General features: G+C 67.6%; 18 protein-coding genes, 1 tRNA gene and 1 pseudogene. 12 read left to right on the plus strand and 8 right to left on the minus strand.

Annotated elements, in window-relative coordinates:
- Window positions 1-88 precede the first annotated feature (88 nt).
- The 12 genes and pseudogenes from gyrA (at window position 89) to MPE_RS11345 (ending at window position 13775) form a co-directional block, all read left to right on the plus strand.
- A complete protein-coding gene (gene gyrA / locus MPE_RS11290) occupies window positions 89-2710 on the plus strand; it encodes a DNA gyrase subunit A (protein ID WP_011829831.1) in 2622 nt (873 codons plus the stop codon).
- Window positions 2707-3390: a DUF2059 domain-containing protein gene (locus MPE_RS11295; protein WP_011829832.1), complete on the plus strand. Its 684-nt coding sequence runs from the start codon at window positions 2707-2709 to the stop codon at window positions 3388-3390. Before gyrA ends, MPE_RS11295 begins: the two co-directional genes overlap by 4 nt.
- Before the next feature lie 6 nt (window positions 3391-3396).
- Complete coding sequence (gene serC, locus MPE_RS11300) at window positions 3397-4497, plus strand: 3-phosphoserine/phosphohydroxythreonine transaminase (RefSeq protein WP_011829833.1); 1101 nt, start codon at window positions 3397-3399, stop codon at window positions 4495-4497.
- Window positions 4490-5602 carry a prephenate dehydratase gene (pheA, locus tag MPE_RS11305; RefSeq protein ID WP_011829834.1) on the plus strand — a complete coding sequence of 371 codons (1113 nt, stop codon included), beginning with the start codon at window positions 4490-4492 and terminating at the stop codon, window positions 5600-5602. Before serC ends, pheA begins: the two co-directional genes overlap by 8 nt.
- A gap of 10 nt (window positions 5603-5612) precedes the next feature.
- The gene (locus MPE_RS11310; RefSeq protein WP_011829835.1) at window positions 5613-6497 is read left to right on the plus strand and encodes a prephenate dehydrogenase; all 885 of its coding nucleotides are present in this window, start codon (window positions 5613-5615) and stop codon (window positions 6495-6497) included.
- Between the two features lie 2 nt (window positions 6498-6499).
- Window positions 6500-8524 carry a bifunctional 3-phosphoshikimate 1-carboxyvinyltransferase/cytidylate kinase gene (locus MPE_RS11315; protein WP_011829836.1) on the plus strand — a complete coding sequence of 675 codons (2025 nt, stop codon included), beginning with the start codon at window positions 6500-6502 and terminating at the stop codon, window positions 8522-8524.
- Window positions 8525-8591: 67 nt separating this feature from the next.
- Window positions 8592-10361: pseudogene (gene rpsA / locus MPE_RS11320) on the plus strand (30S ribosomal protein S1); the annotation flags it as partial.
- A 118-nt stretch (window positions 10362-10479) separates the two neighbouring features.
- A complete protein-coding gene (locus MPE_RS11325) occupies window positions 10480-10815 on the plus strand; it encodes an integration host factor subunit beta (protein WP_011829838.1) in 336 nt (111 codons plus the stop codon).
- Between the two features lie 52 nt (window positions 10816-10867).
- Window positions 10868-11188 (plus strand): lipopolysaccharide assembly protein LapA domain-containing protein, encoded by a 321-nt coding sequence (locus MPE_RS11330; protein WP_036232620.1) that lies wholly within the window; start codon window positions 10868-10870, stop codon window positions 11186-11188.
- Window positions 11178-12347 carry a lipopolysaccharide assembly protein LapB gene (gene lapB / locus MPE_RS11335; protein ID WP_011829840.1) on the plus strand — a complete coding sequence of 390 codons (1170 nt, stop codon included), beginning with the start codon at window positions 11178-11180 and terminating at the stop codon, window positions 12345-12347. Before MPE_RS11330 ends, lapB begins: the two co-directional genes overlap by 11 nt.
- Window positions 12290-13282 (plus strand): D-glycero-beta-D-manno-heptose-7-phosphate kinase, encoded by a 993-nt coding sequence (gene rfaE1 / locus MPE_RS11340; protein WP_083767969.1) that lies wholly within the window; start codon window positions 12290-12292, stop codon window positions 13280-13282. The genes lapB and rfaE1 overlap by 58 nt, the downstream gene beginning before the upstream one ends.
- A gap of 160 nt (window positions 13283-13442) precedes the next feature.
- Window positions 13443-13775 carry a ComEA family DNA-binding protein gene (locus MPE_RS11345; RefSeq protein WP_011829842.1) on the plus strand — a complete coding sequence of 111 codons (333 nt, stop codon included), beginning with the start codon at window positions 13443-13445 and terminating at the stop codon, window positions 13773-13775.
- Window positions 13776-13802: 27 nt separating this feature from the next.
- Here MPE_RS11345 and MPE_RS11350 read toward each other — a convergent pair whose 3' ends face one another.
- The 8 genes from MPE_RS11350 to dnaQ all read right to left on the minus strand — a co-directional run bounded on the left by MPE_RS11350 (window position 13803) and on the right by dnaQ (window position 21959).
- Entirely contained in the window at window positions 13803-14987 is a 1185-nt protein-coding gene (locus tag MPE_RS11350) for a patatin-like phospholipase family protein (RefSeq protein ID WP_011829843.1), read from the minus strand.
- A gap of 106 nt (window positions 14988-15093) precedes the next feature.
- The gene (locus MPE_RS11355; RefSeq protein WP_011829844.1) at window positions 15094-15537 is read right to left on the minus strand and encodes a hypothetical protein; all 444 of its coding nucleotides are present in this window, start codon (window positions 15535-15537) and stop codon (window positions 15094-15096) included.
- A 132-nt stretch (window positions 15538-15669) separates the two neighbouring features.
- A complete protein-coding gene (gene dnaE, locus MPE_RS11360; RefSeq protein WP_011829845.1) occupies window positions 15670-19194 on the minus strand; it encodes a DNA polymerase III subunit alpha in 3525 nt (1174 codons plus the stop codon).
- A gap of 221 nt (window positions 19195-19415) precedes the next feature.
- The gene (locus MPE_RS11365; RefSeq protein WP_011829846.1) at window positions 19416-19883 is read right to left on the minus strand and encodes a hypothetical protein; all 468 of its coding nucleotides are present in this window, start codon (window positions 19881-19883) and stop codon (window positions 19416-19418) included.
- Between the two features lie 94 nt (window positions 19884-19977).
- Window positions 19978-20703 (minus strand): LrgB family protein, encoded by a 726-nt coding sequence (locus MPE_RS11370; protein ID WP_011829847.1) that lies wholly within the window; start codon window positions 20701-20703, stop codon window positions 19978-19980.
- Window positions 20700-21053, minus strand: a complete 354-nt coding sequence (locus MPE_RS11375) for a CidA/LrgA family protein (protein ID WP_011829848.1) — start codon at window positions 21051-21053, stop codon at window positions 20700-20702. Before MPE_RS11375 ends, MPE_RS11370 begins: the two co-directional genes overlap by 4 nt.
- Window positions 21054-21141: 88 nt before the next feature.
- Window positions 21142-21216: transfer RNA gene (locus MPE_RS11380), tRNA-Val, on the minus strand.
- Window positions 21217-21254: 38 nt separating this feature from the next.
- The gene (dnaQ, locus tag MPE_RS11385; RefSeq protein WP_011829849.1) at window positions 21255-21959 is read right to left on the minus strand and encodes a DNA polymerase III subunit epsilon; all 705 of its coding nucleotides are present in this window, start codon (window positions 21957-21959) and stop codon (window positions 21255-21257) included.
- Window positions 21960-22009: the final 50 nt, after the last annotated feature.

The following is a 22009-nucleotide window of genomic DNA, read 5'->3' on the forward strand; positions in this document are numbered from 1 at the left end:
TCGTCGACTTCCCGCTACCCCTTGCGTCCGGCCCCGCGCCCGATGCAAGCCCCGCGGCCCCTCACCGCGGACCACCTCCCGATCTCGCATGACCCAGTTCGCCAAGGAAACCCTGCCGATCAGCCTCGAAGAGGAGATGCGGCGCTCCTACCTCGACTACGCGATGAGCGTGATCGTCGGTCGAGCCCTGCCGGATGCACGCGACGGCCTGAAGCCGGTGCACCGGCGCGTGCTGTTCGCGATGCACGAGTTGAACAACGACTGGAACCGCCCGTACAAGAAGTCGGCGCGCATCGTCGGCGACGTGATCGGTAAGTACCACCCGCACGGCGACACCGCGGTCTACGACACCATCGTGCGCATGGCGCAGGACTTCTCGCTGCGCCACATGCTGGTCGACGGCCAGGGCAACTTCGGCTCGGTCGACGGCGACAACGCGGCGGCGATGCGCTACACCGAGATCCGGCTGTCCAAGATCGCCCACGAGATGCTGGCCGATCTGGACAAGGGCACGGTCGATTTCGGCCCCAACTACGACGGTTCCGAGAAGGAACCGCTGGTGATGCCGACCCGCCTGCCGAACCTGCTGGTCAACGGCTCGGCCGGCATCGCGGTGGGCATGGCCACCAACATCCCGCCTCACAACCTGAACGAGACGGTCGATGCCTGCCTGCACCTGCTGAAGAACCCCGAGGCCTCGATCGACGAACTGATGGAGATCATCCCGGCGCCGGACTTCCCGACTGCCGGCATCATCTACGGCCTCAATGGCGTGCGCGAGGGCTACCGCACCGGCCGCGGCAAGGTGGTGATGCGCGCCAAGTGCCACTTCGAGGATATCGACAAGGGCGCGCGTCAGTCGATCATCGTCGACGAAATCCCCTACCAGGTGAACAAGAAGACGCTGCTCGAGCGCATGGCCGAGCTCGTCCACGAGAAGAAGCTGGAGGGCATCAGCCACATCCAGGACGAGTCCGACAAGTCGGGCATGCGGGTCGTCATCGAGCTCAAGCGCGGTGAAGTGCCCGAAGTGGTGCTGAACAACCTGTACAAGCAGACCCAGCTGCAGGACAGCTTCGGCATCAACATGGTGGCGCTGGTGGACGGCCAGCCCAAGCTGTGCAACCTGCGCGATCTGGTGGAGGTGTTCCTCGAACACCGCCGCGAGGTGGTCACGCGGCGTACCGTGTTCGAGCTGCGCAAGGCACGCGAACGCGGCCACGTGCTCGAGGGCCTGGCGGTCGCGCTGGCGAACATCGACGAGTTCATCGAGATCATCAAGAACTCGCCCACGCCGCCGCTGGCCAAGCAGGGACTGATGGACAAGAGCTGGGATTCGTCGCTGGTGCGCGAGATGCTCGTCCGCGCGGCGTCCGACACCCCGGGCGGCCGCGACGCGTTCCGTCCTGAAGGACTGCCGGCGGTATACGGCATGCAGGCCGACGGGCTGTACCGGCTGTCCGACGATCAAGCCCAGGAGATCCTGCAGATGCGCCTGCAGCGTCTCACCGGCCTGGAGCAGGACAAGATCATCGGCGAATACAAGGAGGTGATGGCGCACATCGCCGACCTGCTCGACATCCTGTCCAAGCCCGAGCGCGTGACCACCATCATCGGCGAGGAACTGGTGGCGGTGAAGCAGGAGTTCGGCCAGACCAAGCTGGGCGCACGCCGCAGCGTGATCGAGCACAACGTGCAGGAGCTCGGCACCGAGGATCTGATCACGCCGACCGACATGGTGGTCACGCTGAGCCACACCGGTTACGTGAAGAGCCAGCCGCTGGCCGAATACCGCGCGCAGCGCCGCGGCGGGCGCGGCAAGCAGGCCACGCAGACCAAGGACGACGACTGGATCGAGCAGCTCTTCATCGCCAACACACACGACTGGATGCTGTGCTTCAGTAACCGGGGACGCGTCTACTGGCTCAAGGTCTGGGAGGTGCCGCAAGGCGGCCGCGCAGCGCGCGGCAAGCCCATCGTCAACATGTTCCCGTTGCAGCCCAACGAGAAGATCACGGTGGTTCTGCCGCTGACGGGCGAGTTCCGCACCTTCCCTTCGGATCACTACATCTTCATGTCCACCGCGCTCGGCACAGTGAAGAAGACCGCGCTCGATGAATTCAGCAACCCGCGCAAGGCCGGCATCATCGCCGTCGACCTGGACGAAGGCGACCACCTCATCGGTGCGGCGCTGACCGACGGCAAGCACGATGTGATGCTGTTCTCCGACGGAGGCAAGGCAGTCCGCTTCGACGAGGACGACGTGCGACCGATGGGCCGCAACGCGCGCGGCGTGCGGGGCATGGCGCTCGAACCCGGCCAGAACGTCATCGCGATGCTGGTGGCCGAGGACGAGTCGCAGAGCGTGCTCACCGCCACCGAGAACGGCTACGGCAAGCGCACCTCGATCACCGAGTACACCCGGCACGGCCGCGGCACCAAGGGCATGATCGCGATCCAGCAGACCGAGCGCAACGGCCGCGTCGTCGCCGCGACGCTGGTGCGTCCGGAGGACGAGATCATGCTGATCACCGACCGGGGTGTGCTGGTCCGCACGCGCGTGAGCGAGATTCGCGAACTCGGCCGCGCGACCCAGGGCGTCACGTTGATCTCCCTCGACGACGGTTCGCAGCTCGGTGGCCTGCAGCGCATCGTCGAGAACGACGCTGGCAGCGATGCCGGCGATACCGAAGAGACGCCGGCGCCATGAGGAAACTGCCTCCCCTGGCGACCGCCCTCGCACTCTTGCTGAACGTTGGCGCTGGCAGCGCCCTGGCCCAGGGCGCCGTCGCGCCTGCCGCGGCGGCCTCGGCGGCGCCCGCCGCCGGCAGCCCGGCGAAACGCGACCTCGCGAGGCGCTGGGTGGCACTGCAGCAGGATTCGCTGGACGCCGCGGCGCGCAGCATCGTCGAGGCACCGGCTCGGCAGTTGCTGGGTGCGGCCGAACCGGTATTGCGCAGCAAGGTGCCGGCCGACAAGCGCGATGCCGTGGCGAAGCAGCTGCAGGACGAGGCGCGCAAGTACGCCGACGAGCTCACGCCGGTGGTACGCAAGCGGGCCCAGGAGCTGGCCCAGAGCCAGATGCTGGCGGCGGTGGAAGAGAAATACACCGAGGACGAACTGCGCCAGGTCGTCGGCTTCTACGAATCGCCGGTGTTCAAGAAGCTGCAGCAGACGCAGCCGCCGATCGAGCAGGCGCTGGGCCAGAAGCTGCTTGCCGGCGTCCAGCCGACCGTCGAGACGAAGGCCAAGGCGCTGCAGGCCACGATGGCGAAGATCCTCGGCGTCTCGCCCGCACCGGTCGGCGGTGGCGCGAGCGCGCCGGCCGGCAGCGGCCTCAAGCCGTCTGCGCCGAAGAAGCTGGGCGCCCCGTCCGCCGACAAGCCCTGACCGGCCGTGACACGCGCCTACAACTTTTCCGCCGGGCCGGCCACGCTGCCGGAGCCGGTCCTGGCCCAGGCGGCCGCCGAGATGCTCGACTGGCGGGGCAGCGGCATGGGCGTCATGGAGATGAGCCACCGCGGCCGCGAGTTCGACGAGATCTTCGCGCGCACCGAGTTGCGGCTGCGCGAGCTGCTCGCCGTTCCGGCCGAGTTCAAGATCCTCTTCATGCAGGGCGGTGCGATCGCCGAGAACGCGATCGTGCCGATGAACCTGTCCCGCGGCGGCGTGACCGACCACGTGGTGACCGGCCTGTGGTCGATCAAGACCCGGCAGGAGGCGCTGCGCTATGGCGAGGCGCACATCGTCGCGAGCAACGCGGCCGACGGTGCCGCCAACCACACCACCCTGCCCGCTCCCGCGACCTGGCGGCTCAGCGCGAACGCGAGCTACGTGCACGTGTGCAGCAACGAGACCATCAACGGCGTGGAGATGCACGAACTGCCCGACCTGCGGGCGCTCGGGTGCGACGCACCGCTCGTGATGGACTGCTCCTCGCACATCGGCTCGCGGCCCATCGAGTGGACACGCGTCGGACTCGCCTACGCCGGTGCGCAGAAGAACATCGGCCCCTCCGGCCTGACGTTGGTGTTCGTGCGCGAGGACCTGCTCGGCCATGCGCTCCCCTTCTGCCCCAGCGCCTTCGACTACGCCGTCGTTGCCGCGAACGGCTCGATGTACAACACGCCGCCGACGTACTCCATCTACATTGCCGGCCTGGTATTCGAGTGGATGGCGGCCCAGGGTGGCGTGGCGGCGCTCGAGCAGCGCAACATCGAAAAAGCGACGCTGCTGTACGACGCAATCGATGGCTCGGCCTTCTACACCAACCGCGTCGCGCGCGAGGCCCGCTCGCGCATGAACGTCCCCTTCTTCCTGCCCGACGACCGGCTGTATGCCCCGTTCCTGGCGGGCGCCGAGGAGCACCGCCTGCTGCAGCTCAAGGGGCACAAGAGCGTGGGCGGCCTGCGGGCCTCGATCTACAACGCCATGCCGCTGGCTGGAGTGCAGGCACTGGTGACCTACATGCGAGAATTTGCGCAACGCCATGGCTGATTCCGCTGCCTCCCCCCTCGACCCCGCGCTGCTGGGCTTGCGCCAGCAGATCGACGCCGTCGACCGCGAGTTGCTGGCCCTGCTGAACCGCCGTGCGTCGCTAGCGCAAGAAGTAGGCGGCATCAAAAAGCGCGAAGGCTCGGTGGTGTTCCGCCCCGAGCGCGAGGCCCAGGTGATCGACGGCCTGAAAGCCTCGAATCCCGGCCCGCTGCAGGCAGACAGCGTGGCACCGATCTGGCGGGAGATCATGTCGGCCTGCCGCGCCCTAGAGACGCCGACGCGCGTGGCCTACCTTGGCCCGGCCGGCACCTTCAGCGAACTCGCGGCCCTGGGCTACTTCGGCAGCTCGATCGTGCGCGTGCCCTGCGCCAGCATCGATGAGGTGTTCCGTACCACGACCGCAGCCGCGGCCGACTTCGGCGTTGTCCCCGTCGAAAACTCGACCGAGGGCGTGGTGGCGCGGTCGCTGGACCTGCTGCTGACGACGCCGCTGTTCCTGATCGGCGAGACCAGCCTGTTCGTGCGCCACAACCTGCTGCGCCAGACCAATTCGCTGGCGGGCATCCAGGCCGTGTGCGCGCATCCCCAGGCGCTCGCGCAATGCCACGGCTGGCTCAGCTACCACCTGCCCGATGTCGAGCGTCGGCCGGTTGCCAGCAATGCCGAGGGGGCCCGGTTGGCTTCGCTCGACCCCGGCCTCGCCGCCGTGGCGAGCGAACGTGCCGGCAGCGAGTTCGGACTGCACGTCGTCGCGCCGGCCATCCAGGATGACCCGCACAACCGCACCCGCTTCGTGATCGTCACGCACCCCGATCGGCACCCGCAGCCCAAGGCCTCCGGCCACGACTGCACCAGCCTCGTGGTGTCGGTCAACAACCGGCCCGGTGCGGTGCACGACATGCTGGTGCCGCTGAAGCAGCACGGCGTGTCGATGACGCGCTTCGAGTCGCGCCCCGCCCGCAGCGCCGATCAGTGGGAGTACTACTTCTACATCGACCTGCAGGGCCACCCCGACGAGCCGGCCGTCGCCGCGGCGCTGGCCGAATTGCGCGCGGCCTGCTCCTTCTTCAAGCTGTTGGGCACGTACCCGCTCGACGTCCACTGATTGCCGCCCCATGTTCAACCAACTCGGCGTGATCGGTTGCGGCCTGATGGGCGGCTCGTTCGCGCTGGCGCTCAAGCGCGCCGGCCTCGTGAAACGCGTGGTCGGCTACAGCAAGTCGCCGTCGACCACCGAGAAGGCGAGGCGCCTGGGTGTGATCGACACCGCGGCCGAATCGGCTCTGCTGGCCGTCTCGGGCTCCGACCTGGTGCTGCTGGCAGTGCCGGTGGCGGCCACCGAGGCCACCTTGAAGGCCATCCGCCACCTGGTTGAGCCCGGCGTGATGCTGATGGATGTGGGCAGCACCAAGCGAGATGTGGTCGACGCCGCTCGGCGGGTCCTGAAGGACAAGGTTGGGTGTTTCGTGCCGGCCCATCCGATCACCGGCAAGGAAGTCTCGGGGATCGAGAACGCCGACGCCTACCTCTACGCCAACCGCCAAGTCATCCTGACGCCGCTGGCGCAGACCGATGCGGCGCTGGTGCAGAAGGCCACCGACGTATGGGCCGCCATCGGCTGCCAGGTGCTCAAGATGAGCCCGGAGAACCACGACGCAGCATTCGCGGCCGTCAGCCACCTGCCGCACCTGCTGGCCTTCGCCTACTTCGCCTCGGTCGCCAAGCAGCCGGCCGGACGCGACTTCCTCTCGCTGGCGGGCCCGGGTTTCCGTGATTTCACCCGCATCGCTGCCAGCGACCCGGTGATGTGGCGCGACGTGCTGATGAGCAACCGCGAAGAGATCCTGAAGCAGTCGCAACGATTCCGCCACACGCTCGACGCACTCGAGCACGTGATGAAGCTCGGCAACAGCGAGGCGCTCGAAGACCTGATCCGCAACGCCTCGGAAATGCGTGCCGGCTGGCAGATGAGCAGCCCGAAGCCGGGCGGCAGCCGCTGAGCGTGGCGACCCCACGCGCCTTCCTCGACATCCCCCCGCTCCAGGCCGCGGGCGGCACGGTGCGGCTGCCTGGCTCCAAGAGCATTTCCAACCGGGTGCTGCTGCTCGCCGGCTTGTGCGCCGGCCGTACGCGGGTGCTCGACCTGCTCGATTCCGACGACACCCAAGTCATGCTCGACGCGCTGCGCGCGCTCGGCTGCGACATCGAGACCGACGGCGCGGCGCGGGTCGTCACCGGCCTCGGCGGGCGGCTGGCCGTGCGCGAGGCCCGGCTCTTCCTCGGCAACGCCGGCACCGCGATGCGGCCGCTGGCCGCAGCGCTGGCGCTGCTGGCGGCCGACCAGGGGGGGCGCTTCGAACTCAGCGGCGTGCCGCGCATGCACGAGCGGCCGATCGGCGACCTGGTCGATGCGCTGCGGCCCCTGGGCTGCACGATCACCTGCCTGGCCAATGAAGGCTATCCCCCGCTGCGGCTCGAACGCGGCACGCTGAAGCTGGACGCGCCGATCCGAGTGCGCGGCGACGTCTCCAGCCAGTTCCTGACCGCGCTGCTGATGGCGCTGCCGCTGGTCGCTGCACGCCAATCGATCACGATCGAGGTCGATGGCGAATTGATCTCCAAACCCTACATCGAGATCACGCTGGCGCTGCTGGCGCGCTTCGGCATTTCGGTGCAGCGCGAAGGCTGGCAACGCTTCGTCATCCCGCAGGGCAGCGCCTACCGGTCGCCGGGCGAGATCGCCGTCGAGGGCGATGCCTCGTCGGCCTCGTACTTCATCGCGGCCGGGGCCATTGCCGCCGCTGACACGCCCTTGCGCATCGAAGGGGTCGGCTCCGCATCGATCCAGGGCGACATCCGCTTCGTCGAAGCGGCCCGTGCGATGGGCGCCGACATCACCGAGGAAGCGAACGCCCTCGTGGTACGCCGCGGCGCCTGGCCGCTGACCGCGATCACGCTCGACTGCAACCACATTCCCGACGCCGCGATGACGCTGGCGGCAATGGCCTTGTATGCGACCGGCACCACGCGGTTGACCAACATCGCGAGCTGGCGGGTCAAGGAGACCGACCGCATCGCCGCCATGGCCATCGAGCTCCGCAAGTTCGGCGCCACGGTTTTGGAAGGCACCGACTTCATCGAGGTCACGCCGCCGGCGCGCTGGCAGGCTGCGGCGATCCACACCTACGACGACCACCGCATGGCGATGTGCGCCTCGCTGGCGGCCTTCAATCCGCTGGCCGGCGGCGACGTGCCGGTGCGCATCCTGGACCCGCGCTGCGTCAACAAGACCTTCCCGGCCTACTTCGACGCCCTGTTCGGCGTGACCCGCGCCCGGACCGACCGCGTCCCGGTGCTGACCGTCGACGGGCCCACAGCCTCGGGCAAGGGCACGCTCGGCAGTGCGCTCGCCGAGCGACTGGGCTATCACCATCTCGACTCCGGAGCCCTCTACCGTGCCACGGCCCTGGCCGCGCTGCGCCAGGGCGTACCGGCCGGCGATGAAGCCGCCGTTGCGGCGATCGCGCGCGCGCTGCCGCTGCGCTTCGAGAACCAGCAGACGCTGCTGGCCGGTGAGGATGTCAGCGACGAGCTCCGCCACGAGGCGGTCGGTAGCCTGGCCTCGCAGATCGCGGCCCTGCCCGCCGTGCGTCAGGCGCTGGTGGAGTTGCAGCTCGCCTTCCGCCGCCTGCCCGGCCTGGTGGCCGATGGGCGGGACATGGGCACAGTGATCTTCCCCGGCGCCGCGCTCAAGGTCTTCCTCACTGCCAACAGCGAACAGCGCGCCAGCCGGCGGCATAAGCAGTTGATTTCAAAGGGAATTTCAGCTAATATTGAAAGTCTTCGGGCCGACTTGGAGGCACGTGACGCTCGCGATCAGCATCGCAGCGTGGCGCCCTTGAGGCCGGCCGAGGATGCCCGGTTGCTCGACAACTCGGCCCTGTCCGTCGAAACCTCGGTGGATCAGGTGCTGGATTGGTGGGACGCCGTGCAGCCCTTCGGTTCTCGCGCCACGCACGAGGATTGACGGGCGCCCCAGGCCCGCGGCTTCCCCTCAGCACTGCAAGGTGCGCTGAAGCGGCGGTTCTTTCAACCTAACCCGCCACGCAAGTGGCAAATCGCCGGAACGCCGGCCTCAGGAAACCCCAATGAGTCAAACCGCAACTGCCTCGTCGCAAGGCATGGAATCGTTCGCCGCCCTGTTCGAGGAGTCGCTCAAGCGCTCCGACATGCGTGCTGGCGAGGTGATCACTGCCGAGGTGGTCCGCATCGAGCACAGCTTCGTGGTCGTCAATGCCGGCCTCAAGAGCGAAGCCTATGTGGCGATCGAAGAGTTCAAGAACGACCAGGGCGAGCTCGAAGTCCAGGTCGGCGACTTCGTCTCCGTCGCGATCGACGCGATCGAGAACGGTTACGGCGACACCATCCTGTCTCGCGACAAGGCCAAGCGCCTCGCGTCGTGGATGTCGCTCGAGACCTCGCTCGAGTCCGGCGACTTCGTGACCGGTACCGTCAACGGCAAGGTCAAGGGCGGCCTGACCGTGCTGGTCAACGGCATCCGTGCCTTCCTCCCCGGCTCCCTGCTCGACACGCGTCCGGTCAAGGACATGACGCCGTTCGAAGGCAAGACCATGGAGTTCAAGGTCATCAAGCTCGACCGCAAGCGCAACAACGTCGTGCTGTCACGCCGCGCCGTGGTCGAGGCCTCGATGGGTGAAGAGCGCGCCAAGCTGCTCGGCACGTTGCGCGAAGGCGCCTTCGTCAACGGCGTGGTCAAGAACATCACCGAATACGGCGCGTTCGTCGACCTCGGCGGCATCGACGGCCTGCTGCACATCACCGACATGGCCTGGCGCCGCGTGCGTCACCCGAGCGAGGTGGTCACGGTCGGTCAGGAACTGACCGCCAAGGTGCTGAAGTTCGACGCCGAGAAGAACCGCGTCTCGCTGGGCCTCAAGCAGATGGGCGACGACCCGTGGGTCGGCGTCTCGCGTCGCTACCCGACCGGCACCCGCCTGTTCGGCAAGATCACCAACATCGCCGACTACGGCGCGTTCGTCGAGATCGAGCCCGGCATCGAAGGCCTGGTGCACGTCTCGGAGATGGACTGGACCAACAAGAACATCGCCCCGTCCAAGCTCGTCACGCTGGGCGAAGAGGTCGAGGTCATGGTGCTCGAGATCGACGAGGACAAGCGCCGCATCAGCCTGGGCATGAAGCAGTGCAAGGCCAACCCGTGGGACGAATTCGCGCAGAACCACAAGCGCGGCGACAAGCTCAAGGGCCCGGTCAAGTCGATCACCGACTTCGGCGTGTTCGTCGGCCTGGCTGCCGGCATCGACGGCCTGGTGCACCTGTCCGACCTGTCCTGGCACGAGCCGGGCGAGGCCGCCGTGCGCAACTACAAGAAGGGCCAGGAAGTCGAGGCCCTCGTGCTGGCGATCGACGTCGAGCGCGAGCGCATCTCGCTGGGCATCAAGCAGCTCGACGGTGATCCGTTCGCCACCTTCACCACGCTCAACGACCGTGGCGCGACGGTGACGGGCAAGGTCAAGACGGTCGACGCGCGCGGCGCCGAGATCCAGCTGACCGACGACGTGACCGGCTACCTTCGCGCCAGCGAAATCTCCCGCGATCGTGTGGAAGACGCCCGCAACGTGCTGAAGGAAGGCGACGAAGTCACGGCGCTGATCATCAACGTCGACCGCAAGACGCGTTCGATCCAGCTGTCGATCAAGGCCAAGGACAACGTCGATAACCAGGAAGCCATGCAGCGCCTGGCCCAGACGTCCGAACGTGAAAACGCCGGCACCACGAGCCTCGGCGCCCTGCTGAAGGCCAAGCTGGACCAGAACAACTCCTGAGTCCCGCCGAGGCTGGAGACCTTATAGGGTTTCCAGCCTGCGCGCATGCCCTTTGCCCCCGAGGGCATGCGCGCAGGCCACAGTGCCCGGATCCAGGCCAACGAACGCCGCATCTATCATGACCCGCTCCGATCTCGTGGCCCTGCTGGGTGAGCGTTTCAGCCAGCTGACGCACCGCGACACCGAGTTCGCGGTCAAGACCATCCTCGACGCGATGAGCGATGCGCTCGCGCGCGGTCACCGCATCGAGATCCGCGGCTTCGGCAGCTTCTCGATCAATCGCCGTCCTCCGCGCATGGGGCGCAATCCCCGCTCGGGCGAGCAGGTGGTGATCCCGGAGAAGCTCGTCCCGCACTTCAAGCCCGGCAAGGCCCTCCGGGAAGCGGTCGATGCACACACCGCCGCACTCGAGGCCGAGGCTCACCAGACCGCGCGCGACGAACCCACGACCTGAGCACGACGAGGCACCCGCTTCGGTCCCGTTGCCGTCGCTAGAATCGTTGGCGATGCGTGCTCTCAACTGGCTCCTGCGAGCCGCCATCTTCTTTGCGCTGTTCGCGTTTGCGCTGAACAATCAGCACGACGCCGCGCTCAAGTGGTTCTTCGGCCATGAATGGCGCGCTCCGATGGTGTTCATCGTTCTCGGCGCCTTCGGCCTCGGCTGTGCGCTGGGCATCTTCGCGATGCTGCCGAGCTGGTGGAAGCACCGCCGCGTCGCCCAGCAGCAACTGCCGCGTACCGAGACCGCGACGACGATGCTCGATGCCGACGCCGCGCGCAGCACCGAGCCTTCCTTCCCCGAACACCCGCCCCGCGATGGACTTTGATCCGCTGACCACGCTGCCGCTGGCCCTGCTCGGCCTGATGGTGGCCTTCGCGCTCGGCTGGCTGGCTTCGCGCTTCGACGTCCGCCAGTGGAAGCGCGAGCAACAGGAATCGCCGAAGGCCTACTACAAGGGCTTGAACCTGCTGCTCAACGAACAGCAGGACAAGGCGATTGACGCCTTCATCGAGGCGGTGCAGCACGACCCGGGCACCTCGGACCTGCATTTCGCGCTCGGCAACCTGTTCCGCCGACGAGGCGAGTACGAGCGTGCGGTACGGGTCCATCAACACCTGCTCGGTCGCGGTGACCTGCCCGCCACCGAACGCGAGCGTGCCCAGCACGCGCTGGCGCAGGACTACGTGAAGGCCGGTCTGTTCGACCGCGCCGAGGCGGCCTTCCGTGCACTCGAGGGCACGGCGTTTGCCACCGATGCGCGCCTCGATCTGTTGACGCTGCACGAGCGCTCGCGCGACTGGCATGCCGCCATCGAGACGGCTCGCAAGCTGGAGGCCGCGGGCGCCGGATCCTTCGCCAACCGCATGGCGCACTACGGCTGCGAGATCGCGCTGGAAGCGGATGCACGCCGCCGCCCCGATGAAGCCGAGGAAGCCCTGCGCAAGGCGCGTGAAGCTGCGCCGCAGGCACCGCGACCGCGGGTCATCGCCGGGCAGCGCCTTGCGCGCGCCGGCCAGCATCGCGAAGCGCTCTCGGCATGGGACGAACTTCTCGCCACGCAACCGAGCGCCTTCGCGCTGATCGCATCGGACTATGCCAACAGCGCGCTGGCCTGCGGTGACGCAGCCGACGCCCGCGGGCGGCTGGAAGCCGTTTACGACCGTGTTCCGAGCCTCGACATCGTGACGGCGCTGCAACAGCTCGAACCGGATCCGGCCGCGCGCCACGAACGATTGCGCCGTCACCTGCAGGCACACCCGACACTGTCGGCCGCATCGGCCCTGCTGAAGGAGCAGCAGGCTCAAGGACTGGCCCCAACGTCGACCGACGCCGAGCAGCTGCAGCAGATCACGGCCGCCGCCGCCCGGCCGATCCGGCGCTTCCGCTGCGCAGCCTGCGGCTTCGAGGCGCAGCACTACTTCTGGCAATGCCCCGGGTGCCACAGCTGGGACAGCTATCCGCCCACGCGGTTGGAGGACCAGTGAAGAAGCAGGTGCCCGACAAGACCGAGCTCGGCCGTACACGCGTGCTGGTGGTCGGCGACGTGATGCTGGATCGCTACTGGTTCGGTGCCGTGGAACGGATTTCGCCGGAGGCGCCAGTGCCGGTGGTGCGCGTCACGCGCGAGGAGGAACGCCTCGGCGGGGCCGCCAACGTGGCACTCAACGTCAAGTCACTCGGTGCCCGCGCGACCCTGCTGACCGTGGTCGGTGACGACGAGCCGGCGCACACGCTAAAGCGCCTGCTGGAGCGCGACGGCATCGATACGTTGCTGGGCAGCGACCCGCAGCTCTACACCATCGTCAAGCTGCGGGTGATCGGCCGCTCGCAACAGCTGATCCGCATCGATTTCGAGAATCAGCCCGACCACGAGGTGCTGGCCGAGATGCTGCAGGACTACGAAACCACGCTCGCCGAGCAGGACGCGGTGCTGTTCTCCGACTACGGCAAGGGCGGGTTGGAACACATCCCGCGCATGATCGAATTGGCACGCCGCTCAGGCAAGCCAGTGCTCGTGGATCCCAAGGGCAGCGACTACCGCCGCTACGCGGGCGCCAGTGTGATCACACCGAACCGTGCCGAACTCGCGCAGGTCGTCGGCGCCTGGAGCAGTGAGGCGCAGTTGCGTGAGCGCGCCCAGGCGCTGCGCGTCGAGCTGGGCTTGGAGGCCCTGCTGTTGACCCGCAGCGAAGAAGGCATGACCCTGTTCGACGCACGAGGCGACACCAGCGTGCCGGCCCAGGCCCGCGAAGTGTTCGACGTGACCGGCGCCGGTGACACCGTGATCGCGACGATGGCCGCGATGATCGCCTGCGGTCTGAGTCCGCGCGAGGCGATGCCGCTGGCCAACCGAGCCGGCAGCATCGTGGTCGGCAAGTTCGGCACCGCGAGCGTCAGCTACGACGAGTTGTTCGAGTAGACCGCAGCGCTCACGGCGCGCCGTTGTCTGCTCCCGGCGACGTAACACCCCTCCGGCCGCCCTCCTGGGAAGGATGGGCAGGCTGCCAAGCGGCTTCTAGAGTGCTCTGGCGGGTCTCGAACAAGGCTCGCCATCGCAACCACTCTGGAGGAGATTCGACATGCTGAAGAAGATGCTGAGCGCGCTACTCGCGTTCTGGTTCATGGCCGCTGTCGCCGCGGTCGATGTCAACAAGGCCGACCAGGCGACGCTCGAGGGCGTCAAGGGCATCGGCCCCGGCTTGTCGACGCGACTGCTCGACGAGCGCAAGAAGAGTCCGTACAAGGATTGGGACGACCTGATCGGTCGCGTCAAGGGCGTCGGCGAAGGCAATGCGCAGCGCTTCTCCGACGCCGGGCTCACAGTCAACGGCGCGAGCTACGGCGCCGCGACGAAGCCCACCAAGGTGACGGTTCCCTCGTCGTCCGCCAAGGCGTCGGCTGCCGGCAAATGAGCCCGGGGGCACGGTCGGGCCACTGGCTCACGTGCCCCAGCCGAAGAAGCGCAGCACGTCTTCGCGACGCGCCAGCGTGTCGGCCTCGCCGAGCGCGATCAACTCTCGCGTGTACGGAGCTTCGAACAACAGATAGCTCGCCAGCGCGGCGCCCCGCGCGCTGTCGGGCGCCACGTCGCTGACACCCACGGCCCGCAGCATCGCGCGCACCGGCGTCGGCAGCGCGTGAAGGTGTCGCGCCGCGATGTCGTCGAGCCGTTGGCTCGGCGCGATGACCAGCAGTTCAATGGGCTTGAGCTGCGTCTGTGCCAAGGCCTCCGGACCAAGCAGCGAGAGCGTGTGGTTGATGCGCTGTAGTCGCTCGATGTCCACCGCCAGCGCGTCGAGGAAGATGTTCGATAGCGCGTGGCCGGCGATCTGCGCGAGGCTGGGGTAGCCGTTCGCCGGCGGGCGCTCGCCAGACGGCTCGTGCAGCCGACCAGCTCCAACGACGAGGATGCGCTCGGCACCGAGGTGCACCGCCGGCGAGATCGGCGCGGCCTGGCGCATCGAACCATCGCCGAAGTACTCGGCACGGCCGTGCCGGTCCAGCGAGACCGCCGGAAAGATGAACGGTATGGCCGAAGACGCCATCAGGTGCGGAATGCCGAGCGTCGCGCGCGCCGCCACGCGCTGGGAGCGTGTCCAGGCCGGCAGGTCCTGCGGCGCGTCGTAGAAGGTCACATGGTCGCCCGCGGTGTAGCTGGACGCACTGATTGCGAGGGCGCGCAGGTGGCCGGCATCGATCAGTTCCGGGATTCGATCCAGCGGCAGCAGTTGCGCGAGCAAGTCCTCGAGCGGCTCGTTGTCGAGCAGGGAGCGCGGCCGCGCCCGCCGCCAGCGCGCAAGCGCCCAGCCGGCGGTGAACAAGGTGAGCCAGCGCGCGCCGGTGCGGATCACGCCGAAGGCATCGGCTCGATAGACCTGTCCCGCCTCGAAATTGCGCCACACGCGCAACAGCAGGCGCACGGCCCGATCGAAATCGTCGGCGCCGCAGGCCAATGCCGCCGCGTTGATGGCGCCGGCCGAGGTGCCAGCGATGACGGGAAAGGGGTTGTCGTGAGCGCGCACGCCGGCGTCGCGGCGTAGCCGGCTCAGGGCCGACAGCACGCCGACCTGATAGGCGGCGCGTGCGCCGCCGCCCGTCAGCACCAAGCCTGTGGTCTTGCTCACGCGGCGAGCATAGCCGCGGGCCAGGCAGTGACTAAGGGCGGAACTGAAGGAGAGAAGTCGCCGTTATCGTGCCGCCAGATGCGCCGAGACGGCGTCCGGCGTCAATTCAGTCACGGCCGTGCTTGCCCGGGCCGTGGCCCTTGCCGCGGTGATCGTGGTCGTCGCGGCCGCGCCGCCGCTCGTCGCGCCCGCCACGCGGGTCGTGCCGGTGCTCCTCCCGATAGTGCGGCGCATAGACGTTCTGATACCAGCCGTCCTGCACGAAGTAGACCGGCTGACCGCAGGCCGCATAGCGAGCGCAATGCTTGCCCCAGTTCTTGGCGTGGCCCGGCGGCACGCGCAGATAGATCGGCCGCTGCACCACCGCATAGGGGGCCGGCGCGATGACCACCGGCTGCGGATAGATCAGCTGCGGCTGCGGGTAGTTGCCGATGTCGATGCGGCCGTAAAAGCCAGGCTGGCCGATGCTGACAGAGACCCCGACATCGGCCGCCAGCGCGGGCGCGATGGCCGAGACCGCCAGCGTAGCGGCGAGAAGCATGCGTTTCATCCAACGATCCTCTTGTGGTTGTGCACTTGTTCAACGCCTCGCGAAGCGATTCGCTGACACGACCTCAGTGTGCTGCGGCGGCCCGCTTGCCCGCACGACCACGATGTTGCAGCGTTGTAAAGAAATGCACCATCACTCGTACACCACCGCGGCCTGGCCGTGGGTGCTGGCTTTCCAGCGCGCCAGGGCCGTGTCGGTCGGGAAGAAGCGGCCATCGTCGCCGAGGTCGATCTCGCCCTGCACCGCCTCGCGGTGCAGCACCACGCGCACTGGCAGGCCCTGGACCAGGTCACCCTGGTCGGTGCGCAAGGTGCGCGGAGGGAACTCGCGCAGCAGTTCGTCGATCGGTGGCGTGACGCCGTTCACGGCCACGCGCAGATAGCGGCCGAAGCGACAGCGCGCTGCAGCCAGATCCCACACCTGCTGCACATTGAGCCGCACGCCCCCCGAAAAGCGGTCGGGCTGCACCTTGCCCTGCACGACGATGAACTCATCCTCCACCAATTGTTCGCGGTGCGCGTTGAGCAGATCCTCGTTCGCCACGGCCTCGATCGTCTCGCTCTTGTCGTCGAGCTTGAAGATCGCAACCCGGCCACGCTGACCGTTGACGACCCGCAACTCGGTGACGATCCCCGCCAGCAACTGCGGCTCCCGGCTATCGAGCAGGTCAGCGATGCGGCGCCGCGCGAACTGCCGCACCTCGGTCTCGCATTCGTCGAACAGATGGCCCGAGAGATAGAAGCCCAGAGCCGCCTTCTCGTGCGTCAGCCGTTCCTTGATGCTCCAGGCTTCCGTCGCCACGAGATCGGGCTCGTTGGTCGAGGCGGCATGCGAGTCGCCGAAGTCGAACAGGCCGCCCTGGTCGGCGTTCGCCGCCTGCGTGTCTGCGTACTCGAAGGCGAGCGGCACGCTGGCCATCAGCACCGCCCGGTCGGCTTCGAGCGCGTCGAAGGCCCCACCCTTGATCAGTGCTTCGACCACCCGCTTGTTGACGCGACTGCGGTCCACTCGCGCGGCGAAGTCGAACAGGCTCTTGTATGGACCGCCTTCGCGGCGCGCGTCGACGATCGCCTCGATGGCGCCCTGCCCCGTGCCCTTGATGGCGCCGAGTCCGTAGCGCACGCGGCCTCGCTCCTTGCCCTGCGGCGCCACCGGCTCGAAGCGGTAGCCGCCGGCATTGACGTCGGGTGCCTCGAACACCACGCCCAGGGACACCGCGTCATCGTGGAAGATCTTGAGCTTGTCGGTGTCGTCCAGCGCGACGCTCATGTTGGCCGCGGTGAACTCGGCCAGGTAATGCACCTTGGCCCAGGCCGTGTGGTAGGCCAGCAGCGCATAGGCCGCGGCATGCGACTTGTTGAAGCCGTAGCCCGCGAACTTCTCCATCAGGTCGAAGATCTCGTTCGCGAGACCTGCGCCGATGCCGTTCTTCGCAGCACCTTCCGCGAAGATGACGCGGTGCTTGGCCATCTCCTCGGCCTTCTTCTTCCCCATCGCGCGACGCAGCAGGTCCGCGCCGCCGAGCGAGTACCCGCCCAGGCGCTGCGCGACCTGCATCACCTGCTCCTGGTAGACCATGATCCCGTAGGTCTCCTCGAGCACCTCGCGCATCAGCGGATGGGGATAGTCCACTTCCTCCTTGCCGTGCTTGCGGGCACAGAAGCTCGGGATCAGGTCCATCGGGCCCGGACGGTAAAGCGCCACCAGCGCGATGATGTCCTCGAACACGCTGGGCCGGGCCTCGCGCAACATGCCCTGCATGCCACGACTTTCCAGCTGGAACACCGCGACCGTCTTGCCCTCGCTCAGCAGCTGGTAGGTCTTGCGGTCGTCGAGAGCGATGTTCTCGAACGCGAAGTCGGCGCGATCGGCGTGGCGCGTCCGGATGAAGTCCTTGGCCAGTTCCAGGATCGTCAGCGTGGCGAGGCCGAGGAAGTCGAACTTCACGAGTCCGATCGCCTCGACGTCGTCCTTGTCGTACTGGCTCACCGCCGAATCGCTGCCCGGCTGCTGGTAGAGCGGACAGAAGTCTGTGATCTTGCCCGGCGCGATCAGCACGCCACCGGCGTGCATGCCGATATTGCGCACCGTGCCTTCCACGCGTTCGGCCAGCGCCAGCAGTTCGGCGACCTCCTCCTCCTTCTGCTCGCGCTGCTCGATCTCCGGGGCCTCCTTTCGGGCGTAGATCAGGCCCGGGTCAGGCCTGTCGCCGGGGCGCTTCAGCGTCACCGTCTTGCCGGGTGGCGCCGGCACCAGCTTGGCGATGCTGTCGACGTGGCCGTAGCCCATGCCCAGCACGCGGCCCACGTCGCGCAGCGCGGCCTTGGCGGCCATCGTGCCGAAAGTGGCGATCTGGCTCACCGCATCGCGGCCGTACTTCTGCTTCACGTAGTCGATCACGCGATCGCGGTTGCCCTGGCAGAAGTCGATGTCGAAATCGGGCATCGACACGCGGTCCGGATTCAGGAAGCGCTCGAAGAGCAGGTTGTAGGCAAGCGGGTCGAGGTCGGTGATCTTCAGCGCGTAGGCCACCAGCGAGCCGGCGCCCGAGCCCCGCCCGGGCCCGACCGGACAGCCGTTGCCCTTGGCCCAGTTGATGAAGTCGGCCACGATCAGGAAATAGCCCGGGAAGCCCATCTTCAGGATCGTCTCGATCTCGAAGTCCAGCCGCTCGACGTAGCGTGCGCGATGACGCTCGCGCTCGTCCTCGTTCGGGTAGAGCTGCGCGAGCCGCTCGTTCAGCCCGGCGTGCGAGGCGTGGCGAAAGTAGTCGTCCGGCGCCATGCGCTGTCCGTCGACGATCGGTGTCGGAAAGTCGGGCAGCTGCGGTTTGCCGAGCGTCAGCGTCAGATGACAGCGGCGCGCAATCGCCAGCGTGTTGGCGATCGCCGAGGGAATGTCGGCAAACAGCTCGACCATCTGCGCGGCGGTCTTGAAATGCTGCTCACGCGTGAAGCGCTTGACGCGGCGAGGATTGGTGAGCGTCTCGCCTTCGGCGATGCAGACGCGGGCCTCGTGGGCCTCGAAATCATCGGCACTCAGGAACTGCACTGGATGCGTCGCCACCACCGGCAGGCCCAGCTTCGCGGCGAGCGGTACCACCGCCCTCACCTGGGCCTCGTTGCCGGCTTGCCCGGCACGCTGCAATTCGAGATAGAAGCGCCCAGGGAACAGCGCGGCCAGCCGCAGCGCCTGCGCCTCGGCCCGCACCGCATCACCGGCCAGCAGCGCCAACCCGACCGCGCCCAGGTCGGCGCCGGACAGCGCGATCAGTCCATCGCCATGCTTCGCCAACTGAGGCCATGCCACGCAGGCCTGGTGGCGCTGCAGGTTCTCGGTCCACGCGTGCGAGATCAGCTCGCAGAGGTTCAGGTAGCCAGTGCGGTTCTGCACCAGCAGCAGCAAGCGGCTCGGCTGCTTCTCGTCGCTCTCGGCCTCGAGCCACAGATCCGCACCGATCAGCGGCTGCACGCCCTTGCCGCGCGCCGCGCCGTAGAACTTGATCGCACCGAACAGGTTCGACAGATCGGTGATCGCCAGCGCGGGTTGCTCATCGGCCGCCGCCGCGGCCACCATGTCGTCCACACGCAGCATCCCGTCGACGACGGAGTACTCGGTGTGGGTACGGAGGTGAACGAAGCTCGGGGACGAAGTCATGCGAGGATTCTAGGGAAGCGCCCCACTGCATCGACGCTCGGATCCGCTCGATTCCCGTCAATCGCCCCATGACGCCCGGGCCCGCACGCTGCCTGCACAAGTTGTCCACCGCAGCGGTGCACAAACCTGTGGAAAACCACGGCCGATGCGCTGCGAGGCCCGGCCGATGCGCCGCCACCGGCCACTGCCTCGAATCGGGCAGGACCGGAGCCCGGGAAGGCTCAGGCCCTCTTTCGGGCAACGACCTTGCGCGGTGCTGGCTTCTTCGTCGCGGGCTTCCGGGTGGCGGCCGCCTTCGGCGTGGACTTCGGCGCTGCTGCGGGCGTCACCGACGCTTCGCTCACACGCGGACGCCCGGTCTTCAGGGTCGGCACCGCCAGCAGCGCCGAGACGAAGCGCGTGTCGGCCAGTTCGGTCAGCAACTTGATGCCGGCGCGCAGCAGCTCGCTCTTCTTCGCTGCCTGACCGAGCTTGGCGGCGCGCTGCTTCAGGTCGGCCAGCGCGGCGTACTCGCCCTTGGGGATTGTGAAACCGTCACGGACCAGTTTCTCGCGCTTCTTCGGCGCGTCGGCGCGGTCCGGAGCAGCGGCGGCCTTGGCGCGCTTGCCCGGCGCCGGAGCGGCCTTGACCGGCTTCGCGGCGACCGCCTTGCGCCCGACGGCGCCCGTGGACTTGGATTTCGTGACCATGGAATTCCTTTGATGAATAAACAGTATTTTCAGTTTATACCGTTTATTTCTCAACGGCAAAGCGAGCCATTCCCAGCCCGCTCTCCGCTCTCTGCTACAGCCAGTGCAGCAGCTTCAGGATCAACGGCATCAGCAGCGCCGTCGCGATGCCATTCAGGCCCATGGCGAGTGCCGAGAAGGCCCCTGCCGTCTCGTTGACCTGCAGGGCGCGCGCCGTGCCGACCGCGTGCGCGGTGATGCCGACGGCGAAGCCGCGCACCGCGGGGTCGTCGATGCGCGACAGGTTCAGCAGACCCCGTGCGACGATCGCACCGCCCACGCCGGTGACCGCCACGCCCACCGCGGCAAGCGACGGCAGGCCGCCGATGCGCTCGGCCACTGCCATCGCGATCGGCATCGTGGCCGAACGCGGCGCCAGCGACAGCACCGTCTCAGGGGAGCCGCCGAGCGCCCACGCGATGCCCATGCCGGAGAGGATCGCCGTCACCGAGCCGACCACCAGGGCTACCGAGATCGGCAGCCACATCCGCTTCAGGCGCTCCCACTGGCTGTACAGCGGCACGGCAAGTGCGACCGTCGCCGGGCCGATCAGGAAATGCACGAACTTCGCACCCTCGAAGTAGGTCGGATAGGGTGTGTCCGTGAGCAGCAGCACCGCGATGATCGCGACGGTCGCCGTCATCACCGGGATGAGGAACGGCGTGGCACCGCAGCGCCGGTACAGCCAGGTCGCACCGAAGTACGCCAGCAAGGTCACCGTGAGCCACAGCAGCGGCGAACTGGCCAGGAAGACCCAGACCTCGAACAGGCTGTGCTTCATTGGTCGGACGCCTTGGTGATGCGCAGCATCCAGCGCAGAGTGAAAGCGGTGACCACCAGCGTGATCGCGGCGCCGCCCACGCCCGCCGCGAGGAACGGCAGCCATTCCTGGGAAACGCGGCCGAAATGCATCATCACACCCGTGACCGCGGGGATGAACAGCAGCATCAGGTGCTGCAGCAGCCCGTTGGTGGTGTCGCGCAAGGCCTCCGGCACCCGGCCGTAGGCAATCAGCGCGGCCAACAGCAGCAGCATGCCGACCAGCGGCCCCGGCACCGACAGGCCGAGCCACTGCACCAGCACTTCGCCGATCAGTTGCAGGATGAACAAGGCAGCGATCGCGTGCAGCATCGGACACTCCGGTGAACGTGGCCGACAGAGGGCTCGCCACAGCGCCAAGAGAAAAGCCCGCAAGCGCGACCGCTTGCGGGCTTCTGTCTGGTGGGCGGTGCAGGGTTCGAACCTGCGACCCCTGCCGTGTGAAGGCAGTGCTCTACCGCTGAGCTAACCGCCCGAATAATCGGGTTCGCGGGGTAACGCGAGAAGTCGGCATTATGCCATGGCGCGCCACAGCGTCTTGCCGCCGGAAACCTTGTCGAGTTCTGCGAGCACGGCCTCGTGCGCTTGACGCTCGTCGTCGCTGGGTTCGATGACGGGCAGAGCGAACTGCCGCAGGTCGATGTCCGCGACGGCGATCGCCCCGCCTGACGCTGCGCCGGCATCGATGACCAACGAGTTCTGGCCTCGCGTCATGCGGATATACACCTCCGCGAGCAGCCCTGCGTCAAGCAGCGCGCCGTGCAAGGTGCGGCTGGCGTTGTCGACCTCGAGGCGCTTGCACAGTGCGTCGAGCGAGTTGGACTTGCCAGGGAACATCTCGCGCGCCATCGTCAGGCTGTCGGTCACCGCGCCCACCTGCTCGGCGAAGCGGGGCCGCTGCAGGCGCTTCAGCTCCGCGTCGAGGAAGCCGACGTCGAAGGCCGCGTTGTGGATGATGATCTCGGCGCCAGCCAAGTACTCCATCAGCTCATCGGCAACGACCGCGAACTTGGGCTTGTCCGCCAGGAACTCGTCGGTCAGGCCGTGGATCTTCACGGCATCCTCGTGATTACGACGCTCGGGGTTCAGGTAGAAGTGCCGGTTGTTGCCGCTCAGGCGGCGGCTGAGCATCTCCACGCAACCGATCTCGATGATGCGGTCGCCGTTCTCCGGGCTTAGGCCGGTGGTCTCGGTGTCGAGGAAGATCTGGCGGCTCATGGTGAGTGCAGTGATTCTGGCTTCGGCATCACATCGCTGCGCGCCATGAG

The organism is Methylibium petroleiphilum PM1 (genome assembly GCF_000015725.1).
Classification (GTDB): domain Bacteria; phylum Pseudomonadota; class Gammaproteobacteria; order Burkholderiales; family Burkholderiaceae_C; genus Methylibium; species Methylibium petroleiphilum.

Bases quoted from the DNA above. Each gene is read 5' to 3' on its own strand.
- gyrA (WP_011829831.1), top strand. From the start codon at position 89: ATGACCCAGTTCGCCAAGGAAACCCTGCCGATCAGCCTCGAAGAGGAG.
- MPE_RS11295 (WP_011829832.1), top strand. From the start codon at position 2,707: ATGAGGAAACTGCCTCCCCTGGCGACCGCCCTCGCACTCTTGCTGAAC.
- pheA (WP_011829834.1), top strand. From the start codon at position 4,490: ATGGCTGATTCCGCTGCCTCCCCCCTCGACCCCGCGCTGCTGGGCTTG.
- MPE_RS11310 (WP_011829835.1), top strand. From the start codon at position 5,613: ATGTTCAACCAACTCGGCGTGATCGGTTGCGGCCTGATGGGCGGCTCG.
- MPE_RS11325 (WP_011829838.1), top strand. From the start codon at position 10,480: ATGACCCGCTCCGATCTCGTGGCCCTGCTGGGTGAGCGTTTCAGCCAG.
- MPE_RS11330 (WP_036232620.1), top strand. From the start codon at position 10,868: ATGCGTGCTCTCAACTGGCTCCTGCGAGCCGCCATCTTCTTTGCGCTG.
- lapB (WP_011829840.1), top strand. From the start codon at position 11,178: ATGGACTTTGATCCGCTGACCACGCTGCCGCTGGCCCTGCTCGGCCTG.
- rfaE1 (WP_083767969.1), top strand. From the start codon at position 12,290: ATGCCCCGGGTGCCACAGCTGGGACAGCTATCCGCCCACGCGGTTGGA.
- MPE_RS11345 (WP_011829842.1), top strand. From the start codon at position 13,443: ATGCTGAAGAAGATGCTGAGCGCGCTACTCGCGTTCTGGTTCATGGCC.
- MPE_RS11355 (WP_011829844.1), bottom strand. From the start codon at position 15,537: ATGAAACGCATGCTTCTCGCCGCTACGCTGGCGGTCTCGGCCATCGCG.
- dnaE (WP_011829845.1), bottom strand. From the start codon at position 19,194: ATGACTTCGTCCCCGAGCTTCGTTCACCTCCGTACCCACACCGAGTAC.
- MPE_RS11365 (WP_011829846.1), bottom strand. From the start codon at position 19,883: ATGGTCACGAAATCCAAGTCCACGGGCGCCGTCGGGCGCAAGGCGGTC.
- MPE_RS11370 (WP_011829847.1), bottom strand. From the start codon at position 20,703: ATGAAGCACAGCCTGTTCGAGGTCTGGGTCTTCCTGGCCAGTTCGCCG.
- MPE_RS11375 (WP_011829848.1), bottom strand. From the start codon at position 21,053: ATGCTGCACGCGATCGCTGCCTTGTTCATCCTGCAACTGATCGGCGAA.
- dnaQ (WP_011829849.1), bottom strand. From the start codon at position 21,959: ATGAGCCGCCAGATCTTCCTCGACACCGAGACCACCGGCCTAAGCCCG.